The sequence below is a fragment of the Herbidospora sp. NBRC 101105 genome, assembly GCF_030269205.1.
GTDB lineage: Bacteria > Actinomycetota > Actinomycetes > Streptosporangiales > Streptosporangiaceae > Herbidospora > Herbidospora solisilvae.
Genome location: NZ_BSSX01000001.1, coordinates 593424 through 612631, shown reverse-complemented (window position 1 = coordinate 612631; position 19208 = coordinate 593424). Strand labels below are relative to the sequence as shown.

21 protein-coding genes and 1 riboswitch are annotated in these 19208 nt (G+C 71.9%); of the genes, 7 read left to right on the top strand and 14 right to left on the bottom strand.

Features of this window, described 5'->3' with window-relative positions:
- Nucleotides 1-58: 58 nt before the first annotated feature.
- From QSK34_RS02800 to QSK34_RS02780, 5 genes are read right to left on the bottom strand one after another with little or no spacing between them, the layout of a single operon-like run.
- The gene (locus QSK34_RS02800) at nucleotides 59-1003 is read right to left on the bottom strand and encodes an ROK family glucokinase (protein WP_285579527.1); all 945 of its coding nucleotides are present in this window, start codon (nucleotides 1001-1003) and stop codon (nucleotides 59-61) included.
- A gap of 19 nt (nucleotides 1004-1022) precedes the next feature.
- Nucleotides 1023-1448, bottom strand: coding sequence for a DUF5304 family protein (locus QSK34_RS02795; RefSeq protein WP_161480157.1), 426 nt, complete (start codon nucleotides 1446-1448; stop codon nucleotides 1023-1025).
- Complete coding sequence (locus QSK34_RS02790; protein ID WP_285579526.1) at nucleotides 1445-2593, bottom strand: ArsA family ATPase; 1149 nt, start codon at nucleotides 2591-2593, stop codon at nucleotides 1445-1447. Before QSK34_RS02790 ends, QSK34_RS02795 begins: the two co-directional genes overlap by 4 nt.
- Complete coding sequence (locus QSK34_RS02785; protein ID WP_285579524.1) at nucleotides 2590-3024, bottom strand: SRPBCC family protein; 435 nt, start codon at nucleotides 3022-3024, stop codon at nucleotides 2590-2592. Before QSK34_RS02785 ends, QSK34_RS02790 begins: the two co-directional genes overlap by 4 nt.
- A 15-nt stretch (nucleotides 3025-3039) precedes the next feature.
- Nucleotides 3040-3807, bottom strand: coding sequence for a metallophosphoesterase family protein (locus QSK34_RS02780; RefSeq protein ID WP_285579522.1), 768 nt, complete (start codon nucleotides 3805-3807; stop codon nucleotides 3040-3042).
- Nucleotides 3808-3991: 184 nt separating this feature from the next.
- Between QSK34_RS02780 and QSK34_RS02775 the strand changes: the two genes are divergently transcribed.
- Nucleotides 3992-5737: an AMP-dependent synthetase/ligase gene (locus QSK34_RS02775; RefSeq protein WP_285579520.1), complete on the top strand. Its 1746-nt coding sequence runs from the start codon at nucleotides 3992-3994 to the stop codon at nucleotides 5735-5737.
- Here QSK34_RS02775 and QSK34_RS02770 read toward each other — a convergent pair.
- From QSK34_RS02770 to QSK34_RS02745, 6 genes are all read right to left on the bottom strand, one after another.
- On the bottom strand, nucleotides 5728-6846 hold the full coding sequence (locus QSK34_RS02770; protein WP_285579518.1) for a glycosyltransferase family 4 protein: 1119 nt from the start codon (nucleotides 6844-6846) through the stop codon (nucleotides 5728-5730). The two genes, QSK34_RS02775 and QSK34_RS02770, sit on opposite strands and share 10 nt — an antisense overlap.
- Nucleotides 6843-8084 (bottom strand): M48 family metallopeptidase, encoded by a 1242-nt coding sequence (locus tag QSK34_RS02765; protein ID WP_285579516.1) that lies wholly within the window; start codon nucleotides 8082-8084, stop codon nucleotides 6843-6845. Before QSK34_RS02765 ends, QSK34_RS02770 begins: the two co-directional genes overlap by 4 nt.
- The gene (locus QSK34_RS02760; protein ID WP_285579514.1) at nucleotides 8081-8860 is read right to left on the bottom strand and encodes a gluzincin family metallopeptidase; all 780 of its coding nucleotides are present in this window, start codon (nucleotides 8858-8860) and stop codon (nucleotides 8081-8083) included. The genes QSK34_RS02765 and QSK34_RS02760 overlap by 4 nt, the downstream gene beginning before the upstream one ends.
- A gap of 81 nt (nucleotides 8861-8941) precedes the next feature.
- A complete protein-coding gene (locus tag QSK34_RS02755; RefSeq protein ID WP_285579512.1) occupies nucleotides 8942-9472 on the bottom strand; it encodes a C40 family peptidase in 531 nt (176 codons plus the stop codon).
- Between the two features lie 94 nt (nucleotides 9473-9566).
- Nucleotides 9567-9727: riboswitch (cyclic di-AMP (ydaO/yuaA leader) on the bottom strand.
- Nucleotides 9728-9980: 253 nt separating this feature from the next.
- Nucleotides 9981-10922 carry a C40 family peptidase gene (locus tag QSK34_RS02750; protein ID WP_285579510.1) on the bottom strand — a complete coding sequence of 314 codons (942 nt, stop codon included), beginning with the start codon at nucleotides 10920-10922 and terminating at the stop codon, nucleotides 9981-9983.
- Nucleotides 10923-11059: 137 nt separating this feature from the next.
- Nucleotides 11060-12376: an NYN domain-containing protein gene (locus QSK34_RS02745; RefSeq protein WP_285579508.1), complete on the bottom strand. Its 1317-nt coding sequence runs from the start codon at nucleotides 12374-12376 to the stop codon at nucleotides 11060-11062.
- 169 nt (nucleotides 12377-12545) lie between these two features.
- Here QSK34_RS02745 and QSK34_RS02740 point away from each other — a divergent pair, with 169 nt between their 5' ends.
- From QSK34_RS02740 to QSK34_RS02720, 5 genes are read left to right on the top strand one after another with little or no spacing between them, the layout of a single operon-like run.
- Nucleotides 12546-12755, top strand: a complete 210-nt coding sequence (locus QSK34_RS02740; RefSeq protein WP_285579506.1) for a hypothetical protein — start codon at nucleotides 12546-12548, stop codon at nucleotides 12753-12755.
- A gap of 27 nt (nucleotides 12756-12782) precedes the next feature.
- Nucleotides 12783-13334: a GNAT family N-acetyltransferase gene (locus tag QSK34_RS02735; protein ID WP_285579505.1), complete on the top strand. Its 552-nt coding sequence runs from the start codon at nucleotides 12783-12785 to the stop codon at nucleotides 13332-13334.
- Between the two features lie 39 nt (nucleotides 13335-13373).
- Nucleotides 13374-15092 carry a DEDD exonuclease domain-containing protein gene (locus QSK34_RS02730; RefSeq protein ID WP_502875347.1) on the top strand — a complete coding sequence of 573 codons (1719 nt, stop codon included), beginning with the start codon at nucleotides 13374-13376 and terminating at the stop codon, nucleotides 15090-15092.
- Nucleotides 15093-15119: 27 nt separating this feature from the next.
- The gene (locus tag QSK34_RS02725) at nucleotides 15120-15407 is read left to right on the top strand and encodes an Lrp/AsnC family transcriptional regulator (RefSeq protein WP_030450459.1); all 288 of its coding nucleotides are present in this window, start codon (nucleotides 15120-15122) and stop codon (nucleotides 15405-15407) included.
- Between the two features lie 53 nt (nucleotides 15408-15460).
- Nucleotides 15461-16207, top strand: coding sequence for an SDR family NAD(P)-dependent oxidoreductase (locus QSK34_RS02720; RefSeq protein WP_285579501.1), 747 nt, complete (start codon nucleotides 15461-15463; stop codon nucleotides 16205-16207).
- Nucleotides 16208-16217: 10 nt separating this feature from the next.
- Here QSK34_RS02720 and QSK34_RS02715 read toward each other — a convergent pair whose 3' ends face one another.
- The 3 genes from QSK34_RS02715 to QSK34_RS02705 all read right to left on the bottom strand — a co-directional run bounded on the left by QSK34_RS02715 (nucleotide 16218) and on the right by QSK34_RS02705 (nucleotide 18453).
- Nucleotides 16218-16922, bottom strand: a complete 705-nt coding sequence (locus QSK34_RS02715) for a sensor histidine kinase (RefSeq protein WP_161480171.1) — start codon at nucleotides 16920-16922, stop codon at nucleotides 16218-16220.
- A gap of 71 nt (nucleotides 16923-16993) precedes the next feature.
- Complete coding sequence (gene trpD / locus QSK34_RS02710; protein WP_285579497.1) at nucleotides 16994-18040, bottom strand: anthranilate phosphoribosyltransferase; 1047 nt, start codon at nucleotides 18038-18040, stop codon at nucleotides 16994-16996.
- 23 nt (nucleotides 18041-18063) lie between these two features.
- Nucleotides 18064-18453: a response regulator transcription factor gene (locus QSK34_RS02705; RefSeq protein WP_030450462.1), complete on the bottom strand. Its 390-nt coding sequence runs from the start codon at nucleotides 18451-18453 to the stop codon at nucleotides 18064-18066.
- Nucleotides 18454-18579: 126 nt separating this feature from the next.
- On the opposite strand from QSK34_RS02705, the gene ctaE reads away from it, so the two are divergent.
- Nucleotides 18580-19200 carry an aa3-type cytochrome oxidase subunit III gene (gene ctaE, locus QSK34_RS02700; protein ID WP_030450463.1) on the top strand — a complete coding sequence of 207 codons (621 nt, stop codon included), beginning with the start codon at nucleotides 18580-18582 and terminating at the stop codon, nucleotides 19198-19200.
- Nucleotides 19201-19208: the final 8 nt, after the last annotated feature.

Sequence of the window (19208 nt, the reverse complement as noted above, 5' to 3'; positions counted from 1 at the left end):
CGCGCCAGCGCGGCGCGGGAGTCGCGCAGCCCGTGCAGGTTGTAGGTGGCGACGCGGATCAGGGCAACCGGGCCAGATCAGCCGCGCCCACCACGCCGGCGGAGGCGCCGAGTTCGGCCAGCCGCACCTCGGCGACGGGGCGGTGGCCCCGGCCGGTCAGGCGTTCGGCGAAGGCCTCGCGGGCCTGGTCGAGCCAGAGGTCGGCGGCGTTGGAGACGCCGCCGCCGAGGATGAAGCAGCCGGGGTCGAGGATGGACGCCAGGTCGGCCAGCCCCTGGCCGATCCAGCGGGCCATGGTGGCGAACGCGTCGAGGGCGACCGGGTCGCCGGCCCGGCCGGCGTCGGTGACCTCGCGGCCCTCGATGCTCTCGGGGGTGCCCCCGGCCAGCTTGAGCAGCACCGCGGCCCGGTCGGGGTCGTCGGCGGCCATCCGCCGGGCGTCGCGGACCAGCGCGTTGCCGCTGGCGTACTGCTCCCAGCAGCCGAGGTTGCCGCAGCCGCACCGCACGCCGTCGGGCACGGTCTGCATGTGGCCGAGCTCGCCGCCCATCCCCCAGCGCCCCCGGTAGACCGAGCCGCCGAGGATGAGGCCGCCGCCGATGCCGGTGCCGACCGTGACGGCGATGAGATGGCTCTCGCCCCGGCCCGCGCCGAAGCGGAACTCGCCCCACGCCATCGCGTTGGCGTCGTTCTCGACCACGATGGGCAGGCCGGTCATCTCGGTGAGCTTGCGCTGGAGGGGCTCCTCGCGCCAGGCGAGGTTGGGCGCGAACCGGACGACGCTGCGGGTCTCGTCGATGAACCCGGCGGCGCCGACGCCGACGGCCTCGACCTCGTACGAGTCGGCCAGCTCCTTGATCGCCTCGGCCACGGTCTCGGCGACCTTGGCGGGGTTGTCGGCCGGGGTCGGCTTGAGGAGACTCTCGACGATCAGGCCGTGGGCGTCGACCACCCCCGCTGCGACCTTGGTGCCGCCGATGTCGATGCCGATGGTCAGCGCCATGTCGTCTCTCCCGTCAGGCTCAGCCCAGATCGATGTGCTCTACCTTCGAGTCACCCGCCGGATCGGCCGGCCCGCGCGGAGTCGCCGGGCGCTGCAGGGTGTCGACCGCCTGCCGGAAGGCCGCGAGCAACTCGCTTCCCGCCGCCATCAGATGGTCGCTCACGTCGCCGCCGGCGTCCCGTCGGGCCGCGATCACCCGGCAAACCGGGCAAGCCCGGCAGATGTACTCCTCGTGATCATGCCCTGAAACCGCCTCGCTCCACACATCCTGCGGGGCGGAAGTCGTGCGGGGGCGCTGGGTGGTGCCGGTCACCCCGGAGAAGGCGCCCTTCACGAAGCCCTTGCCGAGCTCCCGGCCGACCCGCTGCTGCAGCGCGTCGAGCAGCTTCAACGCCTCGTCGGCGGCCGAGCCGAAGGGGTCGGGACGTTCGTTGCTTTCCGTCATATCTCGAACCGTACCCGGAGGCGGCCGTCGCGGAGCGCCGCCTGCGCGACCTCTCGGCGGGCCAGTGCGGCGGGCAGCGCGATGACCCGGCGGTAGGGCCCGGCGGTGATGATCAGCTCGTCGGCCTTGCGGGCCAGGTCGATGTCGTTCTTGCCGGCCAGGGGCAGCGAGAGCACCACCTCGTCGGCGGTGAAGCGCAGCGGCGGCTCGCCGGTGACCGGGCCGAACGCGTCGGCGGTGCCGTAGAGCTCCTCGGCGACGACGGCCAGGGCCTCGACGCCGACCGGTTCCCCGGGCAGGTAGGGCACCCGCAGGATCGGCAGCGGCTCGAACGACTCGCGCACCGTCTCCATCTGGCGGGCCTGCGCCTCGACCCATCCGGCCCGCCACGGGTCGGCCCCGCCCTCGGGGAAGACGCGGTTGGCGATGACGGCGTCGACGCGGTATCCGTACAGGGAAAGAGAGGTGAGCGTGCGCCGGGCCTCGGCGACCACCACCGCCTCGGGGGTGAGCACCAGCCGGACCGACGCGTCGTCGCCGGTCAGCAGGACGCGCACCTCCATCAGGCCCTTGTGGAGCCGCTCCCCCGCGTTGAGCACGCCCTCTTCGGGCGCGCTGATCTTGGCGACGGCGCGGATCACGGGGGCGGCGGCGCGCATCACCCGGCGGCCGATCGGCAGCAGCCGGGTCACGTGCCAGTCGAGCGCCTCGGGCAGCGCCAGCAGGCGCAGGGTCTCGGCGGTGGGCGCGCAGTCGACCACGACGACGTCCCAGCGGCCGGTGCGGGCCTGCTCGCGCAGCTCCAGCAGCGCGATGATCTCCTCGGCGCCGGGCAGCACGGTCACCTCTTCGGAGGTGATGGCGTCGAGGCCCAGCTCGCTGAACAGGCCGCGCGCGTATTCCTGCAGGTCGCCCCAGTGGCGCTCCATGGCCTTCTGGGTGTCGACCTGCTGGAGGTAGAGGCCGCGGGCGACCTCGGCGGGCTCACCCGACGGGGTGGCCGCGAGCGCGTCGGCCAGCGAGTGGGCGGTGTCGGTCGAGACGACGAGGGTCTTGAGCCCGCGTCGGGCGGCGAGGGTCGCGGTGGCCGCGGCCGCCGTCGTCTTGCCGACGCCGCCCTTCCCCGTGAAGAGGAGGGTCCTCATGCCTTCTCGACGCGCTTCTTCAGCCCCTTCAGGGCCGTGTCGATGATGACCTTCTCGGCCTTGCGCTTGATCATGCCGATCATCGGGACCTTCAGGTCGACCGCCAGCTCGTAGGTGACCTCGGTCGAGGCGCCCTCGTCGGCCAGGCGGTAGCTGCCGGTCAGGCCGGACACCATCTTCCCGGCCTCGGCGATGCGCCAGCTCACGAGCTCGTCGGACCAGTCGTAGGCGAGCACGTAGTCGTCGCTGATCACGCCCGCGTCGAGGACGAACCGGACGGTCGCCGGCCGGCCGTCGCCGCCGGTCGTGAGGACCTGCGCCGACTTCACCTGCCCGGCCCACTCCGGATAGGAGGGGAAGTCGGCGATGACGGCCAGGATTGTCGACCGGCTCGCGCCGATCACGATGCTCGACGTGGTGCGATCAGCCATGCAGCCGACCTTAGCTCACAGGTCCAGGGTGAACGGTGTCCCGCGTCCCCGGAAATGCCCGACATTCAGGCATTCGGTACGCCCTATTCGTGTCCTCGGCGCCAGAGGTTGGTGGACGTGCCCGAAGAGGGCGTAGCGGGGCTGATAAGTCCGGATGTAGTCGAGGGTGGCCTCGCTGCCCCGCTCGAACCGCTTGGCCACCACGTCGTAGAGCAGGTCGGGGACCGCCGGGGGGATGTGGGTGCACAACACGTCGACCGGGCCGAGGGCGGCGACCTTGGCGGCGTAGACCTCGTCGGGGAGCTCGTAGGAGGTGCGGTAGCGGGTCTGCAGCCCGCCGCCCACGAAACCGAAGGTCAGGCCGCCGATCTCGGCCGTCTCGCCGTCGAGGACGTGCTGCCCCTCCCGCACGTAGTCGGGCCACAACGACGGCACGTCGACGTTGCCGTAGGTCAGGTAGGAGGGCACCGGCATGGCGGCGAACAGGTCGGCGTACTGGGCCCGGACCGCCTTCTCGATGTGCTCGCGGGGGTCGCCGCCGAGGTCGGCCCACAGGACCGCCGACAGGGCCCTGGCCTCGTCGAACCGTTTCTCGGTGCGCAGCCGGACGTACTCGGCGGCGCGCTCGTGGCCGAACAGGTCGGGGAAGATGCCCTGGGAGGTGTCGGCGTAGTCGATGAACAGCACCAGGTCCCCGAGGCAGATCAGGGCGTCGGCGCCGACCCCCGCCTTGGCGAGGGCGTCGGCACGGCCGTGGACGTCGCTCACGACGTTGATGCGCATGGCCGACATGATATTCCCGAGCAAGCGATTGGTCCCGATTTGGTGCCGGTGGGCGTTCGGGCAGTCACGGACTGATACCTTGCGATTGACCGGATAACGCCTGTGTGACGGCTCTATCCCTATCTCGTGTCACGCGGTAGCGTCCCGGGAAACCTGACCGAGCCGGGTCTCATGAGGAGTGACCGTGCAGGAGTACACCGTTCCCGTGCTGGTGGACGTTCCCTTGTCGGCCAACTGCACCGACGCGGTGTTCCAGCGGGCCGCCGACACGCCCAGCGCCGTCGTGATGAAGGTGCAGGACGGCGCCGAGTGGCGGCCGGTGACCGCCGCGGAGTTCCGGCAGAAGGTCGCCGGGGTCGCCAAGGGCCTCATCGCCACCGGCGTCGAGCCCGGTGACCGGGTCGCCCTGATGAGCCGCACCCGATACGAGTGGACGATCGCCGACTACGCCATCTGGGCGGCCGGCGGCGTCGGCGTGCCGATCTACGAGACCAGCTCCACCGAGCAGGTGCGCTGGATCGTCTCCGACTCGGGCGCGCGGGGCGCGTTCGCCGAGACGGCGAGCCACCGGGAGACCCTGCGCGAGGCCGCCCCCGACCTCCCCCACGTCTGGACCTTCGACGAGGGCGCGATCGAGGCGCTGATCGAGGCCGGCAAGGACGTCTCCGACGACACCCTGGCCGAGCGCCGGGCCTCGCGGGGCGGCCACGACCTGGCGACCATCATCTACACCTCCGGCACCACCGGCCTGCCGAAGGGCTGCCAGATCACCCACGACAACCTGCTGTTCACCGCGCGGAACGTGGCGCAGGGGCCGCTGGAGAAGATGTTCTCCATCGACGAGCGGGCCGTGCTGCTGTTCCTGCCGCTCGCGCACAGCTTCGCCCGCATGGTCGAGATCGTGACCGTCGAGACCGGCACCGTCCTGGCCCACACGCCGAACATGAAGAACGTGGCGCCCGACCTCCAGGCGTTCAAGCCGACGTTCCTGCTCGGCGTGCCGCGCGTGTTCGAGAAGGTCTACAACGGCGCCGAGCAGAAGGCCACCGCCGACGGCAAGGGCAAGATCTTCGCCACCGCCGCGCAGGTCGCCATCGACTACAGCAAGGCGAAGAACGACGGCGGGGCCGGGCTCGGCCTGCGGCTCAAGCACGCCGTCTTCGACAAGCTCGTCTACACCAAGCTGCGGGCCGCCACCGGCAGCCGCCTGACCCACGCCGTCTCCGGCGGCTCGGCGCTGGGCGAGCGCCTCGGCCACTTCTTCCGCGGCGTCGGCATCGAGGTCCTGGAGGGCTACGGCCTGACCGAGACCTCCGCCCCCTCCACGGTCAACATCCCCGGCGCCAACAAGATCGGCACCGTCGGCCGGCCGTTCCCCGGCGTCACGATCCGGATCGCCGACGACAAGGAGATCCTGGTCAAGGGCCGCCACATCTTCAGCGGCTACTGGAACAACGAGAAGGCCACCGCCGAGGTCATCGACGCCCAGGGCTGGTTCCACACCGGCGACGTCGGCGAGCTCGACTCCGACGGCTACCTGCGCATCACCGGCCGCAAGAAGGAGATCCTGGTCACCGCGGCCGGCAAGAACGTCGCCCCCGGCCCGCTGGAGGACAGCATCCGGGCCCACCGCCTGATCAGCCAGGTCCTGGTCATCGGCGACGACAGGCCGTTCGTGGCCGCGCTGGTCACCCTCGACCCCGAGGCGATGGCGGGGGTGAACCTGACCGAGGAGCAGATCCGGGCCGAGGTGCAGGGCGCGGTCGACAACGCCAACAAGATGGTGTCCAAGGCCGAGCAGATCAAGAAGTTCGTCATCCTCGAGGGCGACCTGACCGAGGAGAGCGGCCACCTGACGCCGTCGCTGAAGCTCAAGCGCAACATCGTGATGCGCGACTACGCCAAGCAGGTCGAGGAGATCTACGGCTGACCGACCGGCGCCCTCAGCAGTTCCCCGAAGCGGGCGGCGACCTGGTCCCAGGTCCACTCCCGTTCGATCCACTCCCGGCCGCGCGCGCCCATGGCCCGCGCGGCCTCGGGGTTTCTCAGCAGCTCGATCAGCGCGGCGGCGATCTGCCGTGCCGAGCCGCCGTCGACCACCAGCCCCGTCTCGCGGTGCCTGACCGCGTCGGGGGCCCCGCCCGACGCGCCCGCGACCACCGGCAGCCCGGTGGCCGAGGCCTCCAGGTAGACGATGCCGAGCCCCTCGACGTCGAGCCCGCCGAGGCGGGTCCGGCACGGCATGGCGAACACGTCGCCGGCGTCGTAGTAGGCGGGCAGGTCGCCGTCGGGCACCGGCCCGGTGAACCGGATGTCGCCCCGCCCCCGCGCCGCGCGCTCCAGGGCCGCTCTCCCCGGCCCGCCGCCGACCAGCAGCAACTCGGCGTCCGGTACGGCCCGCGCCACCTCGGGCCACGCCTCGATCAGCCGGTCCTGCCCCTTCCGGGCGACCAGGCGGGACACGCAGACCACCACGGGCCGCTCGCCCAGCCCGAGCTCCGCCCGCACCCGCTCGCCGCCCGCGCCGGGCCGGAAGACGTTCGTGTCGACCCCGGGCGCCAGCCGCGTCAGCTTCTCCGGCGGGATGCGGGCGGCCAGGTGGCGCCGCGTGTAGTCGCCGAGGTAGGTGACGACGTCGGCGTGCGCCCCGATCCGGCGCAGCACCGCGCCCGCGAGCGGCAGCCGGGCCCAGGAGGCCTCGTGGCCGTGGGTCAGCATCACCACCCGCCCGGCCCCGGCCGCCCGCAGCGCGCCGCCGAGCAGGCCGAGGGGCGCGGCGGCCCCGAACACCACCGTCGACCCCGGGACGATCAGCTCGCAGGCCCGCCGGGCCACGGCCCGCGTGGGCAGCATGAGGCTGGTCGGGTGGCGCACCACCTCGAAGCCCTGCCGGGCGTCGAACTCGGCGCAGCCCTCCCAGCGGGGGGCGTACACGACGACCGAGGAGGCGGGCAGCCGGACGGCCAGGGCGTGCACGAACGACTGGATGCCGCCGGAGCGCGGCGGGAAGTCGTTGGTGACCACCACGACCCGGGTCACGGCACCGGCCGGCCGTGGAAGAGCGCCCACGACCGGGCCATCGCGATGCGCTGCGGCGAGGTCGGGTGGGAGGAGTAGAGGACGTACTCCAGCGGGCTCGGGCTCAGGTCGGAGATGTTGCGGACGGCCAGGTTGCGCTGCATGGCGGCGAAGGTGACCGGGTCTTCGGTGATCGCCAGGGCGTGGGCGTCGGCGCGGGCCTCGATGTGGCGGCTGACGAGGTTCTGCGCGGGCCCCGAGAGCACCGTGCCGAGCGAGACGAGCCCGACCAGCAGCGCCGCCGCCTTCGGGTCGCCCAGCGACGGCACCCCGGTCCGGCGGCGCAGCAGGTTGCCCGCCACGAACAGCCCGCACGCCCCGAACGCCGCCCCCAGTGCCCCGACGAGGGTGCCGTGGAGGACGTCGTCGGTCTTGGCGTGGCCAAGTTCGTGGGCCACGATCAGCTCGATCTCGGGCTCGGGCACCTGCAGCAGCGTGTCGTAGACGACGATGCGCCGGGTCGCGCCGAACCCCGAGACGTAGGCGTTGAGCGCGGTCGTGCGCCGGGAGGCGTCGGCGACCAGGACGTCGTCGACCGGCACCCCGTCGCGCTCGGCCATCGCCAGCAGGCTCGCGCGCAGCGGCCCCTGCGGGAGCGGCCGGAAGTCGTTGAAGACCGGCTCGACGACGACCGGGTAGAGGAACGACAACACCAGCGTCAGCGAGAACGCCCCGAGCGAGGCGGGGATCCACCAGCGGCGCGGCCACCGGCGGGCCAGCGCGATGACCACCACGACCATGACGGCCGACAACAGCAGCTGGAGGCCGAAGTTCTTCAGCCGGTCGGCGCTCCAGGTCGCCCAGTTCTGGGTGGACAGGCCGTAGTCGCGCAGCACCGTCTCGAACCACACGCCGAGCGGCCACCGGATCGCCAGCGAGACCACGGAGATCCCGGCCACCGCGAGCAGCGCCCGCAGCCACCAGGGGCCCCGGAGCCGGTCGATCAGCCGGGCCCCCAGCGGGGTGGCGACGAGCACCCCCGCGATCACGAGCGTGACGGCGAGCGACAGGTAGGACGGCAGGCTGGTGGCGGCGTCGAAGGCCTCGGCGCGGGCGATCTCGGCGGCCCCGAAGTCGCGGACCGGATCGGGCCGCACCTCGGGCGCGCCGGCGGCGAGCGCGTGCCACGGCGTGGTCACCGCCACCACCGCGGCGATCGCCACCCCGAGCCCCGCCAAGGCCACGGCCGCGGCCTTCATCCCCGTACGTTCCACTCCGCCTCCGGAACACTTCGTATCACGTAGTCGCGCCAGGCCGCGGTCAGCTCGGCCTCGCCGACGCCCAGCGTGCGCCGCAGCGCCGTGGCCGGATCGGCCTGGGCCGCCCGGTAGAGGGCGGTCAGCGCGGCCTCGCCGTAGCGCTCGGCGATGTAGCGGCAGGCGAGCCAGGCCTCCTGGTAGGCCTGCGGGACCCGCGCGCCCCCCGCGCGGAAGTCGTCTCGTGTCGGCAGCTCCCGTGGCGCCCGCCGGTCGGCGGCGAGCTCGGCGGCCACCACCCCTGTCGGCAGCCCGCTGTCACGGTAGCCGACGTAGTCGGCGTAGCCCTCCACGAGCCAGACGGGCATGTCGGGCCGGGTCGCGGCCCCGGTGGCGACGTGGGTGAGCTCGTGGGCGAGCACGATCACTCTCCCCTGGGCCGAGAGCGAGGCCCAGCCGTGCGGCTCGATCACCACGAAGCCGGGGCCCGCCAGGGCGGCCATGCCGGTCACCGGGGCGGGACGGGCGATCTCGGCGGCCCGCTCGGTCGTGGCGGGCGCCAGGACGGTGGCGGTCACCGGCGCGCCCCACACCCGCGCCACGGCCTCGGCGGCCCGGTCGGCCTCCCCGGCCAGCCCGGGGAAACGCCGGTCGGCCGCCAGCACGTGGACATGCTGACCGTGGACGGCGACGGGCCAGCTCTGGCCGTACAGGACCTTCGGGGGTTGCCCGGCGGACAGGACGGCCAGCAGCACACTGACCGTCACCAGGAACCGCATGCCAACGGATGGTACAAACACCGCGGCCCCGCCCGCCGGGAAGGAGGCGGACGGGGCCGATCGGTACTTCGCCGGGGGTGTCTAGATCCCGGGCCGGACCGCGCCCACGAAGGTGCGCTTGCGGTAGGTGTCCAGCTTGTCGATCCGCACCCGCGAACCGGAGTTCGGGGAGTGGATCATCTTGCCGTGGCCGACGTAGATGCCCACGTGGCCGCCGCCGCTGGTGAACACGAGATCGCCCGGCTGCATCGCCTTCCAGCTGATCTTCTTCTTCACCGAGCTCTTCTGCGACCAGGTGGTACGGGGCAGTTTGACGCCCGCCTTGCGCCAGGCGAACTGGACCAGGCCGGAACAGTCGAACGCGCCGGGACCGGTGGCGCCCCACCGGTAGGGGTCGCCGATCTGCTTCTTCGCGACGGCCACCGCCTTGCTCGCCTGGACCCGCTGGCGCTGGGCCTTGCTGAGCTTCTTGACGCGCTTGGCGGACCTGCTCTTGGCCTGGGTCTTCGCGGCCGAGGGAGCGGCGGGCGCCGCCTCTCCCGAGGCCGGGACCGCCGTGGTGTTCCTCGTGACGGTGACCGTCACCTCATCGGCCCGCGCGGGAGGCGCCACGACCGCTCCGACCGAGGCCGTGAGCGTGACGCCGCCAAGGGAGAGGCGGGCGATGCGGGACAGGCATGCGGGGGTTGTGGACAGGATTGCTCCTTGGATCTTCCTCTGATGCCTACCGGGTTAGCTGACGGATTCGGGCAGGGAAGTAGCCCTACGGCGCGGAATTCTCACCGATTCACCCCTGGCTCCGCTGGGGAACCTTTTGGGTCCCCGGCTCCATGCCTCCTGGCTGCATGGATTCGGCTGTGTCGCGTGACGTGCGACACATGGATCTTTATTAAGACATCGGCGGCTACGCGCCGGACTGTCCGCGGACGGCATGGCTTGCTCGTCGCGAAGCCAGAAGTTACCGACTCCGCCATAAGTCGGCAAAGTTTTGGCAGAAGATAAAGATCAGATAAACTCCGGCGCTATTCGAAAACGCCTGCATATCGCGGGATTTAGGAGGGTGATGTGACTCTGGTCACACCCCTTGTCACAGAACCCGAAAAAAGCCCCATACGACACGCTAGGGACGAACGGCCTTGTCGGGGTTGTACTGCGCAAGAGGGGTGATCTTCACCACGTCGCCGGTCTGCGGCGCGTGCACGACCGAGCCCTGTCCGGTGTAGAGGCCGACGTGTCCGAAACCGCTGTGCCAGACCAGATCTCCGGCCTGGAGGTCGCTGATCGGCACCTGGCGGTTCTTGCCCCAGGCCCACTGCTCGTAGCTGGTGCGCGGCAGGCTCACGCCGCCGGCCCGCCAGGCGGCCTGGACGAGCCCGGAGCAGTCCCAGGCGCCGGGGCCGGTGCCGCCGTACTGGTAGGGCTTGCCGATCTGGGCGAAGGCGAAGTCGAGGGCGGCGCGGGCGTTGCCGGAGGCGGGGCCGTTGTAGACCTGGCCGGTGCTCTGCGGGTTGCCCGGGTTGAAGGCGCCCAGCTCGCGGAGCAGCTTCATCTGCTCGTCGACCATCTTGTCGGTCTTCTTCTTCTTGGCCGCCAGGTCGGCGCGGACCTCGGCGGCCTCCTCGAAGGCCGCCTTGCGCTGGTCGCGCTGCTGCTTCAGGCCCGCGATGGCGTCCTCGAACTCGGTGAGCCGGAGCTGGCGGCTGGTGGCGAGCTGGTTGATGATCGCCATGCCGCTGAGGGCGTTCTGGGGGGCCGCGGTGCCGAACATGCCCGAGAGGCTGCGGATGTCGCCCGTCTGGTAGCTGGAGACCGCCAGGCCCACCACGCCCGCCCGGAGCGTCTCGACCTTCACGTTCTGCTTCTTGAAGCCGGCGTTGATCAGGTCGTACTGCTTCTTCGACTTCTTGTACTTCTCGTTGGCCTGGTTGTACTCCTCGACCAACTGGTCGGCCTGCTTGTTCAGCTTCGCGAGCTTGGCCTTGGCCTGGGGGATGGTCGGCTTGGGATCGGCCGCCGCCCCCGTGATCGGAAGAAGCAGAACGAACGCCGCAAAACCAGCCACGGCCGGTACCCGCCCACGCACGCCCGAAACCCCCTCCATACCGGACAGACCTGGGTCGGGACTTTACTCAGGCGATCATGTACCCTCAACCGATTCGCCGGTATTCGCGCAGGTCATCACGTGGGGCGACGACGTGATCACGCACGGCCAAGGCGGCGGAGGAGCAATATGGAAGGAACCGGACGAGCGCCCATCTTCCGGACAGAGACCGCGACCTCGCGGTCGGACGACACCACCGCGATGGCGCGGCCCGGCGGCTCGATCTGGACCATCTGCCGGATGAGGTCGTCGGCTATCTGACCGGGCGCGCTGAACGCCACCCGCACCCCCCGGGGCGCCGACACCTGGACCGGGCCGTCGAGCTCGGCGCCGTCGAACACGCACGTGATCTCCACCCGCACCTGGACGGCCAGCCCGCCGAGCCCGGTCAGCAGGCGCTGCCGCTGGTCGGCGAGGGTGAGCGTGCCGTAACCCGACTTGGTCACGTTGTAGCCGTCGATGATCAGGTGGAGGTTCGGTATCGCGAGGAGCTGGTCGAGCAGTTGCGGGTCGTCGTCGGCCAGCGCGCGGGCCGGCACGTCGCGCACCGACGGGGCGGTGCCGCTGACGGCGGTCACGTAGTCGGCCGGCCGGCTGATCGTGGTCGGCAGGGCCAGTTCCTTGCGCAGGCCCTTGGCGGCGTCTTCGAGGGCGTCCATGAGCACGCGGATGCGGGCGTCCTCCACCGACCGGCCCTCGCGGGCGGCGCGGCGGCTGGCCTCCAGGTGCCGCTCGGCCTCGGCCAGGCGCTCCTTGAGGCGGCGCACCTCGGTCTCGGCGGCGGCCCCGGCCCCGGCGATCCGGGCGCGGGCGTCGGCCGTGGCGGCCTCGAGCTCGCCGGCCCGCTGCTCGGCGGCCTTGGCCCGCTCGCGGGCGTCGTGGAGTTTGCGGCGCAGGTCGGTGTTCTCGGCGCGGGCCGCTCTGAGCTGCTCGCGGACCCGGTCGATCTCCTCCTTGGCGGCGGTGCGCTGCTGGGCGAGCTGCTCCTTGAGCCGCCCTTCGGCCTGCTCGCGCTGGCTGTCGAGGGCGGCGGCCTGGTCGAGGTCTTCGCGCGCCAGTTCGACCATCGAGGCCCACCCGGGCGGCCGGGTCAGATAGGCTGCCGCCGCGACCAGCACGGGCTCGGCGGCGGGCGGAATCGTCTCCTCGGCGAGCGAGGCGACCAGTTCGGGCCAGGCCTGGGTGAGCGACTCGGCGACCAGTTCCCGGAACTTCTTGTCGTTCTCGAGCTGGGCCGCTATCGGCGCCGACCCCAGCCGGGCCCGCTTGCGCGGCTCGAACCTGGCCACGGCGCGCAGCGGCGCGGGCACGCCCGCGGCGGGCATCGTCCCGAGCACCTGGGCCGCCAGTTCGACGACGTGTGTTCGCACCTGCTCGGGCAGGGGACGAGACAGGCCCTCTCCGGCTGAACTCATCCCTGCTGCTCTCTTCCTGTCCTGGTCGTTCATTCAAGGGTACGGCTCTGCGAGTCCACTACATCACGTTCAGCGACGTGAACGGGGAGCAAGTAGGACACGAACCACTTGTCTCATAAATCGCTCACGTTACGTCAAGATCTCCTCACGGGATGTCACAATGGCGGGCGTGACGATCGCGAGTGACCATCTGCGCCGGCTGGCGGCCGAGATGGAAGAGGTGCTCGACCCCGTCTGGGCGCTGCGCACCTTCCCCAAGTGGACCGGCCCGGCCGCCCAGCGCTTCGACGGCGAGCTCCAGCGCCATCGCGCCCTCCTGACCGCCCTGACCGCCGAGGCCACACTGCTGGCCGCCCACCGGGAAAAAGAACTCGCCTGAGGCGTTCGTCCGGTTTAATCTGCCCGGATGCTCCGACCCGCGCTCCCGATCGAGACCTCCCGCCTGGTCCTGCGGCTGTTCACCCCCGACGACCTGACCGCCCTCCACTCCTTCTACTCCCGCCCCGACGTCGCCCGGTTCCTCTACTGGGAGCCGCGCGATCTCGTACAGGTGCGCACCGTGCTGACCGACAAGGCGGCCACCGCCGAGCTCACCGACGAGGGGCAGGCGTTGTGCCTGGCGGTCACCCTCCGGGAGACCGGCGAGCTGATCGGCGAGGCCCTCCTGTTCTGGCGCAGCCGCGAACACCTCCAGGGCGAGGTCGGATACGTCTTCCACCCCGACCACCACGGCAGGGGTTACGCCACCGAGGCGACCAGGGAGATGCTCCGCCTGGGGTTCGAGGGCCTCGGCCTGCACCGCATCGTGGCCCGCTGCGACGGCCGCAACACCGCCTCCACCAAGGTGATGGAGCGGCTCGGCATGCGCAGGGAGGCCCACCTGGTGGAGAACGAGATGGTCAAGGGCGAGTGGACCGACGAGATCGTCTACGCCGTGCTCCGGCGCGAATGGCGCTGAGGCGCTGAACTGTCGGTCGGGGTCTCTATGGTCGTCAGCGTGGAACAGGGCACGCTGGACGATCTCGGAACCCCGCTCGCCGACGTCACGTTCGTGGTGTTCGACCTGGAGACGACCGGCACCTCCCCTGCCGAGTGCGCGATCACCGAGATCGGCGCGGTCAAGGTGCGCGGCGGCGAGGTGCTGGGCGAGTTCGCCACGCTCGTCGACCCGGGCGGCCCGATCCCGCCCTTCGTCTCGGTGCTGACCGGCATCACCGACGCCATGGTGGTGGCCGCGCCGAAGATGACCGAGGTGCTGCCCAGCTTCCTCGAGTTCGCCAAGGGCGCCGCCCTGGTGGCCCACAACGCCCCCTTCGACATGGGGTTCATCAAGGCCGAGTGCGCCCGCCAGGGCTACCCGCCGCCGGTCAACGCGGTCGTCGACACCGCCGACCTGGCCCGGCGGGTGCTCACCCGCGACGAGACCCCCAACTGCAAGCTGTCCACGCTGGCCCGCCACTTCCGCAGCGCCACCGAGCCCTGCCACCGCGCCCTGGCCGACGCCCGCGCCACCGTCGACGTGCTCCACGGCCTGATCGGCCGGGTCGGCAACCTGGGCGTCCACTCGCTGGAGGAGCTCAGGGGCTTCGTCCGCATGCCCACCCCCGAACAGCGCAACAAGCGCCACCTGGCCGACGGCGTGCCCGACAAACCGGGGGTGTACGTCTTCGAAGACGCCCGCGGCGAGGCGCTCTACGTCGGCAAGAGCTCCAGCCTGCGCACCCGCGTGCGCAGCTACTTCACCGCGAGCGAGACCCGGCCGAGGGTCCGCGAGATGATCGGCATCGCCGAGCGGGTCCGCCACATCGTGTGCGCGACCCCGCTGGAGGCCGAGATCCGCGAGTTACGCATGATCGGCGAGACCAAGCCCCGCTACAACCGGCGGTCCCGGTTCCCCGAGCGGGTGGTCTGGCTGAAGCTGACCGACGAGCCGTTCCCCCGCCTGAGCATCGTGCGCGACCTGAAAGACGACGGCGCGACCTACCTCGGCCCGTTCGGCAGCAGCCGCACCGCCGACGACGCCCGCACCGCCATCCACGAGGCCCTCCCGCTGCGCCAGTGCACCGAACGCCTGTCGCTCACGGTGCGGCGCAGCGCGTGCGCGCTGGCCGAGATCGGGAAGTGCGGCGCGCCCTGCGAGGGCCGCGAGAGCCCCGGCGACTACGCCCGCCACGTCGCGGCGGCCCGTCACGCCATGCTGCTCGACGGCGGCGCGGTCTTCTCCGCCGTCGAGGCCCGCATGGACCGCCTGTCGGCCGAGCAGCGCTACGAGGAGGCCGCCGTCGACCGCGACCGGCTGGCCGCCTACGTGCGCGCCGCCGCCCGTATGCAGCGGCTCACCGGCCTGACCGCCATCAGCCAGATGGTCGCCGCCGCCCCCGCCAAAGACGGCGCCTGGGACATCCACGTGATCCGCCACGGCCGGCTGACCGCCGCCGGGGTGATGCCGCGCGGCGCCCACCCGGTCCCCTACGTCGAGGCGCTGGTCGCCACCGCCGAGACCGTCCACCCCGGCCCCGGCCCGATCCCCGTGGCCAGCGCCGAGGAGACCGAGACGATCCTGCGCTGGCTCGAGTCGCCGGGGGTGCGGCTGGTGCGCGTCGAGGGCGGCTGGAGCCTGCCCGCCCAGGGGGCCGCCCGGCTCAAGCAGCGCATCGACCGGGCGTACGACCAGGGAGGTTCCCGCTCAGCGAGGGAGGGCAGACCGCTGCGATAGGTTGGGGCCCTCGGAAAGGAGCACGTTTTGGTCACCGCGATCGTGCACATCAAGGCCGACGTCAGCCGGATCCCCGAGGTCGCCCAGGCGATCGCCGGGCTGGCCGGCGTCAGCGAGGTCTACTCGATCACCGGCGAGTTCGACCTGATGGCCATGGTCCGGGTCGCGCGCTACGAGGAGATCGCCGAGGTCGTGCCGGGGCGGCTCAACAAGATCGAGGGCGTGCTGGCGACCGACACCCACATCGCCTTCCGCACCTACAGCCGCCACGACCTGGAGGCCGCCTTCTCCATCGGCCTGCCCGACGCCGACTAGATTTCCGGCTAGATTTCCGGCCGTCCCCCCGACGCCCGAACCTCGGAGGGACCATGGACTTCACCGGCAGGACCGTCGTCGTCACCGGCGCGGGATCGGGGATCGGGCGCGCCGCCGCCCGGCTGTTCGCCGGGGCGGGCGCGCTCGTCCTGGGCGTCGGCCGCCGCCGCGAGGCCCTCGCCGAGACGGCGGGCCGCGACGAGGCGATCAGCGTCCATGTCGCCGACCTGCGCGAACCGGGTGCGCCTGAGCAGGTCGTCGAAGCGGCCGTGGCCCGCTGGGGACGGCTCGACGTCCTGGTGAACAACGCCGGGGCCGCGAAGATCATGTCGCTGGCCGAGACGACCGCCGACGAGATCACCGGCCTGTTCGCCCTCAACGTGACCGCGCCGAGCCTGCTCGCCCGGCACGCGCTCCCCCACCTGCGCGAGTCGAGAGGGTGCGTCGTCAACGTCTCCAGCACCTACGGCCACCGCCCCCTGCCCGGAGGCGCCCACTACGCCGCGTCGAAGGCCGCCGTCGAACAGCTCACCCGGAGCTGGGCGCTGGAACTGGCCGCCGACGGAGTCCGCGTCAACGCCGTGGCGCCCGGCCCCACCGAGAGCGAGGCGCTCACCGCCGCGGGCCTGCCCGCGGCGACCGTCGAGCGCGTCAAGTCCGACGAGGCGGGCCGCATCCCGCTCGGCCGCCGCGGCGACCCCGACGAGGTGGCGGCCTGGATCCTCCGCCTGGCCGACCCGTCGGCGACGTGGCTGACCGGCCAGGTCCTCACGGTCGACGGAGGCCTGGAACTGGTCTGAGCGCCGGCCGTCAGCCGGTTCGTTCTCCGATCAGGGCGCGGGTGCGGCCGCCGGTCAGCAGCCGTACCCGGATCTCGAAGCCGCCCGCCACCGGCCCGGCGGTGACCGAGCCGCCGAACAGGGCGGCGCGTTCCCAGATGCCCAGCAGGCGTTCGCGGGGGCCGCCGTCGTCCTGGACGCCCAGCTCGATCAGGCCGCTCTGCCAGCGCAGGGTCACCTGCGCCTTGCGGGCCGAGCCGTGCTCCAGGGCGTTGACCAGCGCCTCCTCCACGATGCGGTAGGCCGACAGCTCCAGCACGGGGCCGGGACGCCGCCGGCCCTCCTCGGCGAAGCCCACCGCCAGCCCGGCCGACCGGAACCGGTCGAACAGGGCGGGCAACGCCGCCAGGGTCGGCTGCGGGCCGGTGGTCGTGGCGCTCCCCGACCGCAGCAGGCCCGCCACCCGTTGCAGGTCGGTGAGGGCCTGGCGGCCGGCCTCCTCGGCGTCGCGGAGCGTCTGCCGGGCCCGTTCGGGGTCGCGGTCCATGATGACCCGGCCCGCGCCGACACCCAGGGTGAGCACGCTCAGGTCATGGGCCACCACGTCGTGGAGCTCCTCGGCGATCCTGAGCCGTTCCCTGGTCACGGCGTCCGCCGGGTCCGGTGACCGGCGTCGGGTCACCCGGGCCCTCACGTGGGCCGTCACTCGGGCCAGGCGGGCGATGAGGCGCGTCATGCCGGAAACATAAGCCGCCGCCCGGCCCGTGGGCGTCCTCCCAGGAGGTGAACGCGGATCAGCCCAGAGGGTTACCCGCGCAGCCCCTGGGAGACCTCGATCCAGCGGTCGAGCAGCGTCGCGGCGGCGCCCGAGTCGACCACCTGGCCGACCGTGGCGTAGGCGGCGGCGACGCGCGCGGCCAGGTCGTCGGCGGTCGGGCCCTCGTGGGCGACCAGCGCCGCGGCGGCGTTCAGCAGCACCGCGTCGCGGATCGGGCCGGTCTTGCCGCGGACCAGGTCGAGCACCGCGCCCGCGTTGAAGACGACGTCGCCGCCCCTCAGGTCGCCGGGCTGGGAACGCGCGATGCCGATGTCGGCGGGGTCGAAGGTGGTCTTGACGGCCTGGCCGTCGCGGACGACGTACACGACCGAGGGGGCGGCGGTGGACAGCTCGTCGAGGCCGTCGTCGCCGCGGAAGACCAGGGCCGAGACCCCGCGCTCGGCGAACACGCCCGCCACGACCGGCAGCATGCGCTCGTCGAACACGCCGATGGCCTGCGCCGACGGGCGGGCCGGGTTGGTCAGCGGGCCGAGGAAGTTGAACACCGTCGGGACGCCGATCTCCTTGCGGGTCGGCCCGGCGAACCGCATCGACGGGTGGTAGACCGGCGCGAAGCAGAACGCGATGCCGGCCTCCTGGGCCACCCGGGCGGTCGCCGCGGGCGACAGGTCGATCACGACGCCGAGGTGTTCGAGCACGTCGGCGGCGCCGCACTTGGAGGAGGCGGCCCGGTTGCCGTGCTTGACGACCCGGGCGCCCGCCGCGGCCACCACGATGGCGGCCATCGTCGAGACGTTCACCGTGTGGGCCCGGTCGCCGCCCGTGCCGACGACGTCGACCGCCGGGCCCTCGATCGCGAGCGGGGTGGCGATGGACAACATGTGACCGGCCAGGCCGGACACCTCGGCGACGGTCTCCCCCTTGGCCCGCAGCGCGACGACGAACGCCGCGATCTGGGACGGGGTGGCCGCGCCCGACATGATCTCGCCCATCGCCCACGAGGTCTCGTCGGCGGTCAGGTGCTCACCCGCGAGCAGCGCGTTGAGCAGCGAGGGCCAGGTGGTACGGGCGTCCATGGCGGTCCTTCGGATCGTGGATGTCAGGAGACGGCGGGCAGCCGCCCGCGCATCAGCCCGGCGATCGTCTCGGCGACGACCATCGGGTCGAGCGGCTGGGAGATCACGGCGTCGGCACGCGACCAGTTGGCCAGCCAGCGGTCGTCACGGCGGGCGATGATCAGGCAGATTGGCGGGCAGTCGTGCACCTCGTCCTTGGCCTGCTTGGCGATGCCCATGCCCCCCGCCGGCGCGGCCTCGGAGTCGAGGATCGCGATGTCGATCTCCCCCGAGTCGAGCTTGCGGACCACGGCGGCCTGGGTCGCGCACTCGACGATCTCCACCAGCGGCAGGTCGGCGGCGGGACGGCGCCCGAGGGCCAGCCGCACCTTCTCACGGGTGGCCGCGTCGTCGCTGTAGACGAGAACCTTCATGTCGCTTACTCCAGTCACCGGGTAGGGTCCACCAGGGATGCTATCGGCCCGCGGCGGCCCTCGACATCCCGGCTCGCACCCCCTATCGGGGGGCCGTGCGGCGACCCGGCCCCACGAGCCGCAATAATGACGGGCGTGGCGACAGCATCCGCAATTACTACGACGACGACAGCCCACTCGTCGCGCCGGCCCAACCTGGTCAGCGTAGGGACGATCATCTGGCTGTCCTCTGAGCTCATGTTCTTCGCGGCGCTGTTCGCGATGTACTTCACCATCCGCTCGGTGAGCGTGGGTCAGGACCCGGCAAGCTGGCCCGGCGCCCACCTGAACGTCCCGTTCGCGACGGTCAACACGATCATCCTGGTGCTGTCCTCGGTGACATGCCAGTTCGGCGTGTGGGCCGCGGAGAAGGGCCAGGTCAAGAAGCTCCGGTTCTGGTACTTCGTCAGTTTCCTCATGGGCGCGGTCTTCGTCGCCGGGCAGCTGATCGAGTACGCCGAACTGGTCAAGGAGGGCACGACCCTCTCCTCCGACGCCTACGGCTCGGTGTTCTACCTGACCACGGGCTTCCACGGCCTTCACGTGACGGGTGGTCTGATCGCGTTCCTGTTCCTCCTGGGACGCACGTACGCCGCGAAGCGCTTCACGCATGAGCAGGCCACCAGCGCGATCGTCGTGTCCTACTACTGGCACTTCGTCGACGTCGTCTGGATCGGCCTTTTCGCGACCATCTACATCATCAAATGATCGGAACG